Origin of the sequence: Phenylobacterium sp. (genome assembly GCF_036563385.1) — a bacterium.
Classification (GTDB): Bacteria; Pseudomonadota; Alphaproteobacteria; order Caulobacterales; family Caulobacteraceae; genus Phenylobacterium.
Map to the genome: position 1 here is coordinate 480,488 of NZ_DATCML010000015.1, position 14,444 is coordinate 494,931.

The 14,444-nt window shown below is 68.3% G+C and carries 12 protein-coding genes; all 12 read right to left on the minus strand.

Features of this window, described 5'->3' with window-relative positions:
- Positions 1–25: 25 nt before the first annotated feature.
- Complete coding sequence (locus VIL67_RS17410) at positions 26–700, minus strand: OmpH/Skp family outer membrane protein (protein ID WP_332050171.1); 675 nt, start codon at positions 698–700, stop codon at positions 26–28.
- Positions 701–708: 8 nt separating this feature from the next.
- Positions 709–3,114, minus strand: a complete 2,406-nt coding sequence (bamA, locus tag VIL67_RS17415) for an outer membrane protein assembly factor BamA (protein ID WP_332050172.1) — start codon at positions 3,112–3,114, stop codon at positions 709–711.
- A 29-nt stretch (positions 3,115–3,143) separates the two neighbouring features.
- A complete protein-coding gene (locus VIL67_RS17420) occupies positions 3,144–4,355 on the minus strand; it encodes a M50 family metallopeptidase (RefSeq protein WP_332050173.1) in 1,212 nt (403 codons plus the stop codon).
- Between the two features lie 10 nt (positions 4,356–4,365).
- Positions 4,366–5,565, minus strand: coding sequence for a 1-deoxy-D-xylulose-5-phosphate reductoisomerase (dxr, locus tag VIL67_RS17425; protein WP_332050174.1), 1,200 nt, complete (start codon positions 5,563–5,565; stop codon positions 4,366–4,368).
- The gene (locus VIL67_RS17430; protein ID WP_332050175.1) at positions 5,553–6,395 is read right to left on the minus strand and encodes a phosphatidate cytidylyltransferase; all 843 of its coding nucleotides are present in this window, start codon (positions 6,393–6,395) and stop codon (positions 5,553–5,555) included. The genes dxr and VIL67_RS17430 overlap by 13 nt, the downstream gene beginning before the upstream one ends.
- Entirely contained in the window at positions 6,373–7,146 is a 774-nt protein-coding gene (gene uppS, locus VIL67_RS17435; RefSeq protein WP_332050176.1) for a polyprenyl diphosphate synthase, read from the minus strand. The genes VIL67_RS17430 and uppS overlap by 23 nt, the downstream gene beginning before the upstream one ends.
- A gap of 30 nt (positions 7,147–7,176) precedes the next feature.
- Positions 7,177–7,743: a ribosome recycling factor gene (gene frr, locus VIL67_RS17440; RefSeq protein WP_332050177.1), complete on the minus strand. Its 567-nt coding sequence runs from the start codon at positions 7,741–7,743 to the stop codon at positions 7,177–7,179.
- A 41-nt stretch (positions 7,744–7,784) separates the two neighbouring features.
- Positions 7,785–8,504, minus strand: coding sequence for a UMP kinase (gene pyrH / locus VIL67_RS17445; RefSeq protein ID WP_332050178.1), 720 nt, complete (start codon positions 8,502–8,504; stop codon positions 7,785–7,787).
- A gap of 90 nt (positions 8,505–8,594) precedes the next feature.
- The gene (gene tsf / locus VIL67_RS17450; RefSeq protein ID WP_332050179.1) at positions 8,595–9,533 is read right to left on the minus strand and encodes a translation elongation factor Ts; all 939 of its coding nucleotides are present in this window, start codon (positions 9,531–9,533) and stop codon (positions 8,595–8,597) included.
- Positions 9,534–9,629: 96 nt separating this feature from the next.
- The gene (rpsB, locus tag VIL67_RS17455; RefSeq protein ID WP_332050180.1) at positions 9,630–10,466 is read right to left on the minus strand and encodes a 30S ribosomal protein S2; all 837 of its coding nucleotides are present in this window, start codon (positions 10,464–10,466) and stop codon (positions 9,630–9,632) included.
- 174 nt (positions 10,467–10,640) lie between these two features.
- On the minus strand, positions 10,641–10,958 hold the full coding sequence (locus tag VIL67_RS17460; RefSeq protein WP_332050181.1) for a hypothetical protein: 318 nt from the start codon (positions 10,956–10,958) through the stop codon (positions 10,641–10,643).
- Positions 10,959–10,976: 18 nt separating this feature from the next.
- Positions 10,977–14,438 (minus strand): DNA polymerase III subunit alpha, encoded by a 3,462-nt coding sequence (gene dnaE / locus VIL67_RS17465; RefSeq protein WP_332050215.1) that lies wholly within the window; start codon positions 14,436–14,438, stop codon positions 10,977–10,979.
- Positions 14,439–14,444 lie beyond the last annotated feature (6 nt).

A 14,444-nucleotide genomic window follows, 5' to 3' on the forward strand; every position in this document is an offset into this window, starting at 1 on the left:
CGGGCGCGGCCCGCGCTCCCCCTGGTTAGCGGCGGGTGGCCGGCGCCGGGGTGGCGGCCGGACGCGCAGCGCCCTGCTGGCCGGCGGCGGCGGGCTGGTCGAGGCGCTCGCGCTCAATGGTGAAGGTGGTGATCTTGGCGTTGAGCGCCTGGATCACGCCGGGGGTGATGTCCATGGCGGGGTTGGCGATGACGATCGCGTCCCGGTTCAGCAGCACACTGCACTGGCGCTGCTGGTAGACCTGCCGGATCAGCGGCTCCATTTCCTGCCCGACGCGCCCCATGGCGCGCTGTTCCGTGGCCGACACTTCGCGCTCGCGCTGGGCGACCCGGCGCTGCAGGGCGTTGGCGCGCACCTGAAGGGCCGAGGCGCGCTGTTCGAAGGCGGTGCGGTCGAGGGTGGCGCGCTGACCTTCCAGCGTCTTGCCCTCGTTCTCGATGGCGGTGCGCTCGCCGTTCAGCTCGGCGTTCACCTGCTGAACGATCTGCTCCATTCGCGTGCTGACGTGACGGCCCACGGTCGAACCACCGATGGCGCCCTGCACCGAAAGGATGCACATGCCAGGAACCGCGGGCCCGTGGCTGACGGCCGGGGCCTGGTTCGTCTGGGCCGGCGCAGCGGCTTGCTGCGCGAAGGCGGCGCCGCCCGCGCCGAGCGCGACGGCGGCGGACGCGACCGCGGCGAGAGTCTTGTAGGTCATGATGATGCTTAGAACCTGGTTGAGGTGGAGAACCGGAAGGTTTCGGTCTTGTCGTAGTCTTCTTTGGCCAAAATTCGGCTGAAGTCGAAGCGGATCGGCCCCATGGGCGAACGCCAGAAGATACTCAGGCCGGCCGAGGCGCGCAGCGACAGGTCATCCTTCACGAACGGATTGCGCGTACCCGGAGGGCAGGTCGTTCCGCCGTCGCTGGGGCACAGCTTGTCCTCGTCATCCAGCAGCCCCACCGTGCCGAACTCGCTGAACACCGCTGCCTTGATCCCGTACTGCTCGGGTAGGAAGGTCGGCACAGTGAGCTCCACGGCGCCGATGGCGTAGGCCTTGCCGCCCAGGGCGTCCTGGCGGCCAAGCGAGGTGTCGCGCGGCCCCACGCCGGCGGTCTCGAAGCCCCGGAAGTTGGTGCCGCCCTTGAAGAAGCGGTCGTTGATCCGCACGACGTCGCCGTTCCAGCCGTCGATATAGCCCGCCGACCCAGTGACGCTGAGGATGAAGTCCCGCGTGAAGCCGTGGTACCAGCCGCCATCCACCTCGGTGCGCAGGTAGTTCACGTCGCCGCCCACGCCCGCGAGGTCCTGGTTGGCCGCCACGTAGAAGCCCCGCGTGGGGTTCAGGTAGTCGTTCCGGCGATCCAGGCGATAGCCGTAGCTGACCAGCGAGGTCAGGAACGAGCCGCGCTGGTCGCAGATCACCGACGACACGAAGTTCTGGCTGCAGAGATCGTCGTCGATCGACACCTGGTCAGTGCGCAAGGTGTAGCCGAGGCTGCCGCGCGAATTCAGGCTGAGCGGGAAGTTCAGCCGGATCCCGGCGCCGAGCGACTCCGTCTTGTAGGCCGAGTACTCGGTGAGGTCGTACTTGTAATAGTAGGCGTCCAGCCCGGCCGCGAGGTCCCGACCGAGGAACCGCGGCTCGGTGAAGGAGAAGTCCGCCTGCTGCCGGAGCGAGCCCAGCGACACCCGCGCCCGCACGTTCTGGCCGCGGCCGCGGAAGTTGCGCTCCGTCACGCCGAGGTCGATCACCAGCTGGTCGACCGACGAGTAGCCGGCGCTGAACGAGAGTTCGCCCGTCGGCTGCTCTTCCACCTGCACCCGCAGCCCCGTGCGGTCGGGGGCGGAGCCCGGCACTTCGGTGATCTCGACGTCCTTGAAGAAGCCCAGCGCACGGATCTGGTTGCGCGAGCGATCGACCAGAGCCCGGTTGTACGCGTCGCCTTCCGAGACGTTCATCTCGCGCCGGATGACGTAGTCGAGGGTGGCGGTGTTGCCGACGATGTCGATCCGGTCCACGTACACGCGCGGACCTTCGTTCACCTGGAACACCACGTCCACGACGCCCGTCTCGCGGTTGGGCGTGTAGCGCGGGCGCACGTCCACAAAGGCGAAGCCAGCGGCGCCCGCAGCGAAGGTGAGCGCGTCGGTCGCCTGCTCGATAGCCTCGTCTTCGTAGGTCTGGCCGCTGCGTAGCGGAACGAGGGCGGTCAGGACTTCCTTGTCGAGCTTCTGCAGCTCGGTCTCGACGCTGATCTTGCCGAACTTGTACTCGCGGCCCTCGTCCAGCGTGTAGGTGACGACGAAGCCGTTCTTGTCTGGAGCCAGCTCGGCCACGGCGGAGGCGACGCGGAAGTCGTAGAAGCCGCGGTTGCGATAATGCTTGCGCAGCTGCTCCTTGTCGTACTCCAGCCGATCCGGGTCGTAGTTTGCGTTGTTGGAGAAGAACCGGTACCAGCGCGACTGTTCCGTCACCACGACGTCGCGCAGGTCATTGTCCGAGAACTCCCTGTTGCCGAGGAAGTTGACCCGCAGGACGCCGCTCTTCGGCCCTTCGTCGATCTTGAAGATGAGGTCCACGCGGCGCTGCGGCAGCTCGACGATCTGCGGGGTCACGTTCGCCGAGATCCGGCCCGACCGGCGATAGAGTTCGACGATCCGTTGGACGTCCGACTGAACCTTGGCGCGCGTGAAGATGCCGCGCGGGCGAACGCTCACCTCGTCGCGCAGCTTGTCTTCCTTGAGCCCGGAGTTCCCCTCGAAGATGACCCGGTTGATGATCGGGTTCTCGACGACGGTGATGATCAGGTCGCCGGCCTGGAAGTCGATCTTCACGTCGGCGAACAGATCGGTCTGGAACAGCGTCTTGAGCGCGAGGTCGAGGCGCTCCGCATTCACCGGCTCACCGGGCTGGATGGGCAGATACGAGACGACGGTCGACTGCTCGATCCGTTCGTTTCCGCGCACGATGATCCGCTGGACCACGCCGGCGGCCTCGCTGGCGGGAGCCGGCGGAGGCGGCGCAGTCTGTTGGGCGAGAGCCACTCCTGGAGCGACCAGGGCGGTCGAGCCCAGAAGCAGGGCAAGGCCTGTGGCAAGCGCAGCGCGACGGGCGCGGTGTTGGTGCATCGAATCAGCCGTTTGGGAAATCCGGAGGGTTAGGAGAATAGCCCGCCGAAGAGATTGAACACACGCAGGCGCTGCAGATCGTTCCAGGTCGCGAACAACATCAATCCTAGCACCAGTGCAAGGCCCACCCGGTACCCTGCCGCCTGAACCTTGGCAGCAAGTGGGCGGCGGGCGAGCGCCTCGTACGCATAGAAGAGCAGGTGTCCCCCGTCGAGCACGGGGATCGGCATCAGGTTGAGGAATCCGATGCCCACCGAGATGTTCGCGACCAGCACCAGGATGGTGAGCAGGCCATTGCGGGCGAAGCTGCCGACGTCGTGTGAGACCTCGACGTTCTGCTTCGTCAGCTCGCCCGAGATCTGCGCCATGCCGAGCGGGCCGGAGAGCTGCTCGGCCGTCTCGCGCCCCGAGAACATCCGGCCGAGGTAGAAGATGGTCGTGGCGACGACGTCGCGGGTGCGAGCAACGCCCCCGGCCACCGCCTCCAGCGGTCCATAGCGGCGCACCGACACCGGCGTATTGGCGAACGCGACGCCGATCCGGCCCAGGCGCTGCACCCGGCCGAGGCCGTCGAGGACGATGCCGCGCTCCGGCGTGACGGTCAGGTGGACGATCCGGCCGGCGCGCTCCACGGTGAAGTCAGTCGGCAGGCCGCTTCGCAGCACGATGAGCTGCTTCACGGCGTCGGGGTTCGGGATCTCGCGCCCCTCGCCCTCCAGGATCACGTCTCCCGGGCGGAAGCCGGCCCGCTCGGCGGGGGCGCCGGGCTCGACCCGCTCTACCCGCGAGGCCGCAACCGGCTCGCCCATCGCCATCAGAAGCCCGCCGAAGATGGCGATCGCCAGGATGAAGTTCGCGACGGGGCCCGCGGCGGTGATCACTGCGCGCTGCCACAGCGGCTTGAAGTGGAAATAGCGGTTGAGTGCGCCTTCGCCTTCCCGCGCCACCAGATCCTGGCGCATCGCCTCTAGATCGTCGCCGTCGGGCACGCTGGCGGCGTTGTCGTCGCCGGCGAAGCGCACGTAGCCGCCGAGCGGCAGCCAGCCGATGCGCCATTGCACCCCCTGCCGGTCCCGCCACTGGGCGATCGGCTTGCCGAAGCCGATGGAGAACTGGTCGATCTTGGTGCCCAGCCAGCGCGCCGCCAGGAAGTGTCCGAGTTCGTGCACGGTCACCACGACCCCGAGCACGATCAGGAACGGGATCACGTACATCAGGGCGGATTGCAGGAAGCCGATCATCGAGACTCCATCAGGCTTGCGCCATTAGACCGGACACCACTTCGTCCGCCACCCGACGCGCTGCCGCATCCGTGGCGCGCGCCAGTTCTACCGGATCATCCCCGCCATCGCCCAACAGGTTCTGGCGGTCCATACGCTCCAGGGTCTCGGCGACCGCGCCTGAGATGTCGAGGAAGCCGATCCGCCGGTCGAGGAAGGCCGAGACGGCGCGCTCGTTGGCTGCGTTCATGGCGGCCGGCGCCCACCCGCCCGCCGCCAGGGCGTCCTTGGCGATTCCCAGGGCCGGGAAACGATCCTGGTCCGGGTCATGGAAGGTCAGCGGCCCGCTGTTCACCAGGTCAAGCCGCGGGGCCGGCCAAGGCAGGCGGTCAGGCCAGGCGAAGGCGCAGGCGATCGGCGGGCGCATGTCGGGCGGCCCGAGCTGAGCCAGGCTGGACCCATCCGCGTATTCCACAAGGCTATGGATGATCTGCTGCGGGTGGACCAAGACCTCGATCTGCTCCGGCGGCATAGCGAACAGGTAGGCGGCCTCGATCACCTCCAGACCCTTGTTCATCATGGTGGCGGAATCGACCGAAATCTTGGCGCCCATGCTGAAGTTGGGGTGGGCGACCGCCTGTTCAGGCGTGGCGCGAGCCATCTCCTCGGCCGTGGCGTTGCGGAACGGCCCTCCGGACGAGGTGAGGATCAGGCGGCGGACCTGCTGGGCGTTCTGCGGCTCCAGCACCTGGAAGATCGCGGAGTGCTCGGAATCGACGGGAATCACGGCGCCGCCGGCCAGCCGCGCCCGACGCAGCAAGGCCGGCCCGGCGCAGACCAGGCTTTCCTTGTTGGCCAGCGCGATAACCGCGCCGGTCCGAGCCGCCGCCAGGGTTGGAGCCAGGCCCGCGAAACCCACGATGGCCGACATCACCCACTGGGCGTCCATTGCCGCCGCCTCGGTCACTGCCGAGGCGCCCGCGGCGGCGCGCACGCCCGAGCCGTCCAGGCGAGCACGAAGCTCCGGCAGGCAGCTCTCGTCCTGAATGACCGCGACCTGGGGGCGCCAGCGCAGCGCCTGCTCCGCGAGCTTGGCTACGTTGCGGCCCGCCGCCAGCGCGATCATCTCCACCGGCACGGCCGCCTTTTCCAGCAGGTCGAGCGTCGAGACGCCGACGGAGCCGGTGGAGCCCAGGACGGAGACCTTGCGCGGCAGGCTCAATGTCCCCACCCCCAGTGATTGACGAGGCGCGCAGCGGACATCACCACCACGGCGAACATGAGGCCGTCCACCCGGTCGAGCAGGCCGCCGTGGCCCGGGATCAGGTCGCCGGAATCCTTCACCCCGAAACGGCGCTTGATCGCTGACTCCCAGAGATCCCCGGCCATGGTGGCGAAGCCCACCAGCAGGCCAATGAGGGCGGCGGCGGCAAGGTTCAGCTGAAACACCGACCAGGCCGACATCAGCGTTCCCACCGCCATGGCGGCCGCGAGGCCGCCGATGAAGCCTGACCAGGTCTTGTTCGGCGAGAAGCGCGGCCACAGCTTCGGACCCTTGAGCGTGCTTCCCACCGCGTAAGCCCCGATGTCGGCGGCCCAGGTCACGGCGAACAGCATGAGGGTCCACCAATGGCCCTGGTGCGACATGGTGTGGTCGGTGTCGCGCAGCCAGACCAGGCAGATGCAGGCCGGCGCGATGTAGAGCACGCCCAGGGCGGCGTCCGCCGGACGTTCCGAGACGCCACGCGCCACCAGCGCCGCGGCCGCGGCGCCGACGAACATGGCGAGCCAGGCGAGCAGGAACTGGTCCTGATGCGTCAGGAACACGGCCGAGAGCACGGCCACCGTCACAGCCAGGGAAACGCGTACGGGGGCGTAGGGCGCGCTCATGCCGCCCCATTCAATCGCCAGCAGGGCTACAGCCACCGCGATCACGACGAGGAACACCCAGCCGCCGATCCACGTGGCGAACAGCGCCCCGGGCACCAGCACCACGGCCGAAGCGATGCGGAGCCCGAGGTTGGACCAGTCGAAGCGCCTAGCCGGCGGCAAGGACGTCATCGGCCGCGAGGGCCCCATAGCGGCGATCCCGGGCGGCGAAGGCGTCCAGCGCCGCCTTCAGGTGCTCATGGCCGTAGTCCGGCCACAGCACGTCCTGGAAGACCAGCTCGGCGTAGGCGGCTTCCCAGAGCAGAAAGTTGGACAGCCGCTGCTCGCCGGAGGGGCGTATGATCACGTCCGGCGGCGGCGAGCCGGCCGTGGCGAGCTGGTTGGCGAAGACCTGCTCGGTCAGGTCCGCGGGCGACGCGCGGCCGGCCGCCACCTCTTCGGCGAAACGGCGCGCGGCCTGCGCGATGTCGGCCTGGCCGCCGTAGTTGAACGCGATGTTGAGGAAGAAGCGGTCGTTGTGAGCGGTGCGGGCCTGGGCGTCCTCGATGATGCGCACGAGCTCAGGCGAGAGCCCCTCGCGCCGACCGATCACCCGGACTTGCACGCCCTCCCGCTCCAGGCGGGCGATGTCGCTCTCGAAGTAGCGCTTGGGCAGCGCCATCAACTCGGCGACCTCGGCCGCCGGGCGGCTCCAGTTCTCGGTCGAGAAGCCGAATACGGTCAGCCATCGAATGTTGAGCTCGGCCGCCGCGGAAACCGTCCGCTTGAGGGCGTCCACGCCCGCCCTATGACCGAGGGTGCGCGGCAGGCCGCGCTTCTTCGCCCAGCGGCCATTGCCGTCCATGACGATGGCCACGTGCAGCGGGGCCGCCGCGCCTTCGGCGGGCGCGCCATCGGCGGGATGCTTCTTCTGGGCGGCCATGCGGCTTTGATCCTGGGCGACGGTCAGGTTCTAGACCTGCATGATCTCTTGTTCCTTGGTCTTCAAGGCTTCGTCGATTCTCTTGATGGATTCGTCGGTCATCTTCTGCACCTCCGTCTCCATCCGCTTCTGTTCGTCCTGGTTGATGACGCCGTCCTTCTCCGCCTTCTTCAGGTCGTCGTTGGCGTCGCGGCGGACGTTGCGCACGGCGATCTTCTGCTGCTCGGCGTACTTGCCCGCGATCTTGGCGAGGTCCTTCCGGCGCTCTTCGGTGAGCGGCGGGATCGGGATGCGCAGGTTCTGGCCATCGACCACAGGGTTGAGGCCCAACCCCGCGCTGCGGATCGCCTTTTCTACCGAGACCACCATGCCCCGGTCCCACACGTTCACCGAGAGCATTCGCGCCTCGGGCACGCTCACTGCGGCCACCTGGTTCAGCGGCATGGAGGAGCCGTAGGCTTCCACATGCACCTGATCGAGCAGGCTGGCGGAAGCCCGACCCGTACGCAGGCTGCCGAACTCCTCCTTCAGGGCGGCGACCGCCTTGTCCATCCGATCCCTGTACTTCGACAGGACCGGCTTCTCGGTAGTGGCCATGGACGTGTCTCCCGTCTCTTGAACCTAGTCTCGAAAGGGCCTCAGGCGATGGTCGTATAGACCCCCTGCCCGTTCAGCACCTTCATGAAATTTCCCCGTTCGCGGATCGAGAACACCACGATCGGGATGCCGCTGTCGCGCATCAGGCTGGTGGCCGAAGCGTCCATCACGCGCAGGTCCTTGGCGAGCACCGTCTGGTAGTCCAGCGTTTCGTAGCGCTCCGCAGACGGATCCTTCTTGGGGTCGGCGGTATAGACGCCGTCGACGCTGGTGCCCTTGAAGAGGGCGTCGCAGCCCATCTCGGCGGCCCGCAGGGCGGCGCCCGTGTCCGTCGTGAAGAAGGGCGCCCCGACGCCAGCGGCGAAGATTACGACCCGGCCCTTCTCGAGGTGCCGCAGCGCGCGGCGGCGGATGTAGGGCTCGCAGATCGCCTCCATCGGGATCGCCGACTGCACCCGGGTATAGACGCCGATCTTCTCAAGCGCGCCCTGCATCGCCAGCGCGTTCATCACCGTGGCCAGCATGCCCATGTAATCGGCCTGGGCCCGCTCCATGCCCCGGCCCGCCAGCGAGACGCCGCGGAAGATGTTGCCGCCGCCGATCACCAGGCAGAGCTCAACGCCGGACTTCACCACCTCGGCGATGTCATGCGCCGTCCGATCCAGAACCCCGGTGTCGATGCCGAAGGGCTGGTCGCCCATCAGGGCCTCGCCCGAGACCTTGAGCAGGACACGTTTGTAGCGCGGCGGGGCGTCGGGCATCGGCGATCCGTCTTGAGAGCGGGGAAGTAGATATACCAAGGGCGCGAACCGCGTCGACGCGGCCGCGCCCTTGTTTTTCGCCGGAGGCTGTTAGGCCTGGCCGGTCATCGAGGCCACCTCGGACGCGAAGTCCGGGCCTTCGGTCTTCTCGACGCCCTCGCCGAGCGCGAAGCGCACGAAGCCCTTCACCGACACCGGAGAGCCCGTTTCCTTGGCCGTCTCGGCGATCAGTTGCTCGATCGTCTGGTCCGGGTTCATCACGAAGGGTTGCTTCAGGAGGACGACCTCCTCCTGCCACTTGCGGATGCGGCCCTCGACCATCTTCTCGGCGATCTCGCGCGGCTTGCCGGATTCCATCGCCGTCTGGGTCTGGATCTCGCGCTCCTTGGCCACGACCGCCGGGTCGAGCTCGTCGGAGTTCAGCGCCAGAGGCGGGGTCGGGGTGCCCGCCACGTGCATGGCGATGCGGCGTCCGACTTCCTTCAGCTTGGCTTGGTCGCCGGCGCCTTCCAGGGCCACCAGCACGCCAAGACGGGCCACGCCTTCACCTTGCACATTGTGAAGGTAGAGGGCGACGGCGCCTTGCTCGACTTCCAGCTTGGCCGTGCGGCGCAGGCGCATGTTCTCGCCGATGGTCGCGATCAGGTTGGTGATCATGTCGTTGATCACCTCGCCTTCGGCGGTCTTCGCCTCGTGGAGTTGCTCGAGCGAATTCAGCGCGATGGCGGTGGCCGCGATGTTGCGGGCGGCAGCCTGGAACTTGTCGTTCTTGGCGACGAAGTCGGTCTCGGCGTTGAGCTCGATCAGGACGCCCTTGCGGCCGTGATCGGAGACGAGGCCGGCCACCAGGCCTTCCGCGGCGGCGCGATCGGACTTCTTGGCGGCCTTGGACAGACCCTTGGTCCGCAGCCAGTCCATCGACGCTTCGAGGTCGCCGTTGTTCTCCTGCAGGGCCTTCTTGCAGTCCATCATGCCCGCGCCGGACTTCTCGCGCAGGTCCTTGACCAGCGCAGCGGTGATTTCCGCCATGGTCAGCTCCTTCAATCTGAAATCCGACGGGCCCCCGCCATGGGGACCCGCCATCAAGGTGGTGTGACCGCCGGGCAGCTGCGCCCGGCGGGCCGATTACTGCTGCTCGGGCGCGGCTTCGGCGCCGGCCTCGGCCGCGGGGGCGTCAGCGGCCGGGGCTTCGGCGGCTTCCGGCGTAAGCTCACGGGCGAGCGCCGGCTCGATCGGGGCCTCCGAGGCGCCGAGGTCGACGCCCGAGGCCGCATGACCGGCGGCCAGGCCGTCGAGGATCGCGTCGGCCATCAGGTCGCAGTAGAGCTGAATGGCGCGAGCGGCGTCGTCGTTGCCCGGGATCGGATAGGTGATGCCGTCCGGGTTGCAGTTGGTGTCCAGGATGGCGATCACCGGGATGTTCAGCTTCCGGGCTTCCTGGATCGCGATCGCTTCCTTGTTGGTGTCGATCACGAACATCAGGTCGGGGATGCCGCCCATGTCCTTGATGCCGCCGAGGCTCAGCTCGAGCTTGTCCTTCTCGCGGGTGAGCGTCAGCAGCTCCTTCTTGGAGCGGCCTTGGCCCTCGCTGTCCACCAGGCCTTCCAGCTCGCGCAGGCGGGCGATGGACCCCGACACGGTGCGCCAGTTGGTGAGCGTGCCGCCCAGCCAGCGGTGATTGACGTAGTACTGGGCGCAGCGGCGGGCGGCGGTGGCGATCGGCTCGGACGCCTGGCGCTTGGTGCCGACGAACAGGATGCGGCCGCCCGAGGCGGCGACTTCACGAACCTTCACCAGAGCCTGGTGCAGCAGCGGGATCGACTGCGACAGGTCGATGATGTGGATGTTGGAGCGGCTGCCGAAGATGTAGCGCTCCATCTTCGGGTTCCAGCGGTGCGTCTGGTGGCCGAAGTGCGCACCGGCTTCGAGCAGCTGGCGCATGGAAAATTCAGGCAGAGCCATCGTCTGTGTCTTCTCTTTCTTCCGGTTGAACCGCCGCAGGCAAACCCTCCGAAGAGGACCGGAACGGACGGGCCGGGATGTCTCCCCGACCTGGCCGCACACCTGCGTGTGGATTGGAGCGGCGCATTTAGGGTGAAAGCGCCGGAAAATCAAGCCGGGGAGACCGGCCGCCGCCTAGCGCCGCTTCGGCTTGCCGTCGGGACCGAAGAGGCTGGTGGTGGAGCTGGGCTTCCAGGGCTCGTAAGGCGCGAAGGCGGGCGAAGTTGGCGCCGTCGGAGCATAGGGGGCGTAGGTCCGCGGGGCGCCGGCCGCCGGGGCGGTCGGACTGGGGACGCCGTAGGACTTCGGCTGGTAGGGCTTGGGACCGCCGGGCGCGAAGGTGCCGTAGCCGCCGGGCTTGCTCTGGCCGGGGGCGAAGGTTCCGTAGCTCTGGGCGGCGGCGGGGGCGGCCGTCGCGAGGGCGGCGGCGATGATCAGGACGGGACGCAACATGGCACGCTTCTCCTTCCTCTAGAGATCCTCCACGAACACCACGCCGGGCGCGGTCTTGAGCGCCCCGCGCACGGCGCCGTTCAAGGTGAAGCGACCGGGGAGCTTCAGCTCCACCTCGCGCCCCTGGCCCAGGCCGGCGACCAGCAGGATCTCACCGCCGCGCGGGTCGGTCACCCCCTCCAGACGCTTCTTCAGGGCCTCGATCTCGGCGCTGCGGGGCGCCACGTGGACGCGCAGGCCGGCGACGGCGTTCTCGACGGCCTTCTCCACGGGCATGGCGTCGTCGCCGAAGAAGCGGACCTCGCCCTCGCTGGCCTTGGCCCGGACCCGGATCGACACCGCCTTGCCCGGCTCCAGGAAATCGCGGCAGCGCCGCAGGGTCTCGGGCGGGAACAGCACCTCGTACTCGCCGGTCGGGTCCGACAGGGTGACGAAGGCGAACTTCTCGCCGGTGCGGCCCGGCTTCTCGAGCTTGCGCCGCACGATGCCGGCCATGCGCAGCGCCTCGGCCCCGCCGAGCGCCTTGGCCACGGCGTCGGAGTAGAGGTCCGTGCGCTTGCGGCGCAGGGCCTCGATCATGTCCTCGAGCGGATGGCCGGAGAGGTAGAAGCCGATCGCCGCCAGCTCCTCGTCGAGGCGCTCGGTGGGCGTCCAGGGCTCGCGCCTGGGCATCTTCTTCTTCTGGGCCGCAGCCAGCTGGTCGGTGGCGTCGCCGAACAGCACGGCCTGGTCCGACGCCCGCTGGTTGGCGACGGTTTGCGAGAAGCTGACCAGCAGGTCGGCGGCCTCCACCAGTTGGGCGCGGTTCGGGTGGATGGAATCGAAGGCCCCGGCCCGGGCCATGGTCTCGAAGGTGCGCTTGTTGACCTGCTTGGGATCGACGCGCTCCACGAAGTCGAAGATGTCCCGGAACGGACCGCCCTCGCGACGCACCTCGACCACGTGCTGCATGGCCTGCATGCCGACGTTGCGGATGGCGCCGAGCGCGTAGAGCACCTCGCCGTTCTCCACCTCGAAGTCGGCGGCCGACCGGTTCACGTCCGGCGGACAGATCTTCACGCCGAAGCGCTTGGCGTCCTGGTAGAAGACCGAGAGCTTGTCGGTGTTGGCGATATCGAGGCTCATCGAGGCGGCGAAGAACTCCACCGGCGCGTTCGCCTTGAGCCAGGCGGTCTGGTAGCTGATGAAGGCGTAGGCCGCGGCGTGCGACTTGTTGAAGCCGTAGCCCGCGAACTTGTCCACGAGGTCGAAGATGGCGCCGGACTGGGCCGGCGGGATGCCGTTCTGCTCGGCGCCGGCGACGAAGCGCGCCCGCTGCGCGTCCATCTCCTCCTTCTTCTTCTTGCCCATGGCGCGGCGGAGAAGGTCGGCTTCGCCCAGGCTGTAGCCCGCCAGGATCTGGGCGATCTGCATCACCTGTTCCTGGTAGACGATGATGCCGTAGGTCTCGTTCAGCACCGGCGCCAGGGTCGGGTGCAGGGTGTCGATGGGCTTGCGGCCGAACTTGCAGTCCACGAAGGCCGGGATGTTGTCCATCGGGCCGGGGCGGTAGAGCGCCCCGATGGCGGTCACGTCCTCGATGGAGTTGGGCCGCAGCTGGCGCAGGGTGTCGCGCATCCCCTGCCCTTCGAGCTGGAAGACCCCCACCGTCTGGGCGTTGCTCATCAGCTCGTAGGTCTTGGGGTCGTCGAGCGGCAGGGTCTCCATCTCGACCCGGGCGCCGCGCTTCTCCAGGTACTTCAGCGCCCGGTCGATGACGGTCAGGGTCTTCAGGCCGAGGAAGTCGAACTTCACCAGGCCCGCGCTCTCCACCCATTTCATGTTGAACTGGGTGGCCGGCAGCTCGGACCGCGGATCGCGGTAGAGCGGGGTGAGCTCGGTCAGCGGACGGTCGCCGATGACGACGCCGGCGGCGTGGGTCGAGGCGTTGCGGTAGAGGCCTTCCAGCTGCAAGGCGATGTCGAGCAGGCGCGCGACCCCCTCGTCCTCGCGCCGCGCCTCCTTCAGCCGGGGCTCGATGTCGATGGCCTGGGCCAGCGTCACCGGATTGGCCGGGTTGGCCGGCACCATCTTGGCCAGGCGGTCCACCTGGCCGAGCGGCAGCTGCAGCACACGCCCGACGTCGCGCAGCACGGCGCGCGCCTGCAGGGTGCCGAAGGTGATGATCTGCGCCACGCGGTCGCGGCCGTAGCGCTGCTGGACGTAGGAGATCACCTCCTCCCGCCGCTCCTGGCAGAAGTCGATGTCGAAGTCGGGCATGGAGACCCGCTCGGGGTTCAGGAAGCGCTCGAACAGCAGGCCGTAGCGCAGCGGATCGAGGTTGGTGATCGTCAGCGCGTAGGCCACGAGCGAACCCGCCCCCGAGCCCCGGCCCGGCCCCACCGGAATGTCGTGCGCCTTCGCCCACTTGATGAAGTCCGACACGATCAGGAAGTAGCCGGGGAACCCCATCTGGGTGATCACACCGATCTCCCGCTCGAGCCTCGCCTCGTACTCCTCCGCGGGGAAGGCGTTGGCCTGGCCGCGGGCCATCCGCATCTTCAGGCCTTCGCGGGCCTGGTGGGCCAGTTCCTCGGCCTCCGAGCGCCCGCCCTCGGTCGGGAAGCTGGGCAGCAGCGGGTCGCGCTTAGCCACCAGGAAGGCGCAGCGCCGGGCGATGTCGAGGGTGTTGTCGCAGGCCTCGGGCAGGTCGGCGAACAGGGTCCGCATCTCGGCGGCGGGCTTGAACCAATGTTCCGGCGTGATCCGCCGGCGCTCGTCCTGGCCGATGAAGCTGCCGTCCGCGATGCAGAGCAGCGCATCGTGCGCCGTGTACATGGCGGCCTTGGCGAAATAGCAGTCGTTGGTGGCGACGAGCGGCACGTCCTCGTCATAGGCGAAGGCCACGAGCTCGCCCTCGGCGGCCGCCTCCGCCGGCGCGCCGTGACGCTGCAGCTCCACGTAGAAGCGGTCGCCGAAGGCCCGGTGCATCTCGGAAAGCGCCGCGCGACCTTCCTTCACCTTGCCGGCCGCCAGCAGGTTGTCCACCGGCCCGTCGGGCCCGCCCGACAACAGGATCAGGCCCTCGGCCCGTTCGGCGACCTTGGTCCAGGGGACATGCGGCTCCTCGGTCCCGTCGTTCTCCACATAGGCGATGGAGGAGAGCTCGCAGAGGTTCAGGTAGCCCTTCTCGCTCTGGGCGATCAGCACCACGGTCGGGGTCTTCGCCCAGCGTTCGGGCGGGCGCTCGCCGATCCCGGAAACCGGCAGGGCGCAGGCGATGATCGGCTGGACCCCTGCCCCCTTGGTGGCGACGGAGAACTCCAAGGCGCCGAACAGGTTGGCGCGGTCGCAGATCCCGACGGCCGGCATCCCGTCGGCCTGGGCGAGCGCGCCGATCTTGTCGGCCTTGATCGCCCCTTCGAGCAGCGAATAGGCGGAGCGGACCCGCAGGTGGACGAAGCCTAGACCTTCCTCGTTCAACCCGGCCTTCTCCCCCATCCGGCT

Coding starts and splice junctions, on each gene's coding strand:
- VIL67_RS17410 (WP_332050171.1), bottom strand. CDS start 700: ATGACCTACAAGACTCTCGCCGCGGTCGCGTCCGCCGCCGTCGCGCTC.
- bamA (WP_332050172.1), bottom strand. CDS start 3,114: ATGCACCAACACCGCGCCCGTCGCGCTGCGCTTGCCACAGGCCTTGCC.
- VIL67_RS17420 (WP_332050173.1), bottom strand. CDS start 4,355: ATGATCGGCTTCCTGCAATCCGCCCTGATGTACGTGATCCCGTTCCTG.
- VIL67_RS17430 (WP_332050175.1), bottom strand. CDS start 6,395: ATGACGTCCTTGCCGCCGGCTAGGCGCTTCGACTGGTCCAACCTCGGG.
- uppS (WP_332050176.1), bottom strand. CDS start 7,146: ATGGCCGCCCAGAAGAAGCATCCCGCCGATGGCGCGCCCGCCGAAGGC.
- frr (WP_332050177.1), bottom strand. CDS start 7,743: ATGGCCACTACCGAGAAGCCGGTCCTGTCGAAGTACAGGGATCGGATG.
- pyrH (WP_332050178.1), bottom strand. CDS start 8,504: ATGCCCGACGCCCCGCCGCGCTACAAACGTGTCCTGCTCAAGGTCTCG.
- tsf (WP_332050179.1), bottom strand. CDS start 9,533: ATGGCGGAAATCACCGCTGCGCTGGTCAAGGACCTGCGCGAGAAGTCC.
- rpsB (WP_332050180.1), bottom strand. CDS start 10,466: ATGGCTCTGCCTGAATTTTCCATGCGCCAGCTGCTCGAAGCCGGTGCG.
- VIL67_RS17460 (WP_332050181.1), bottom strand. CDS start 10,958: ATGTTGCGTCCCGTCCTGATCATCGCCGCCGCCCTCGCGACGGCCGCC.
- dnaE (WP_332050215.1), bottom strand. CDS start 14,438: ATGGGGGAGAAGGCCGGGTTGAACGAGGAAGGTCTAGGCTTCGTCCAC.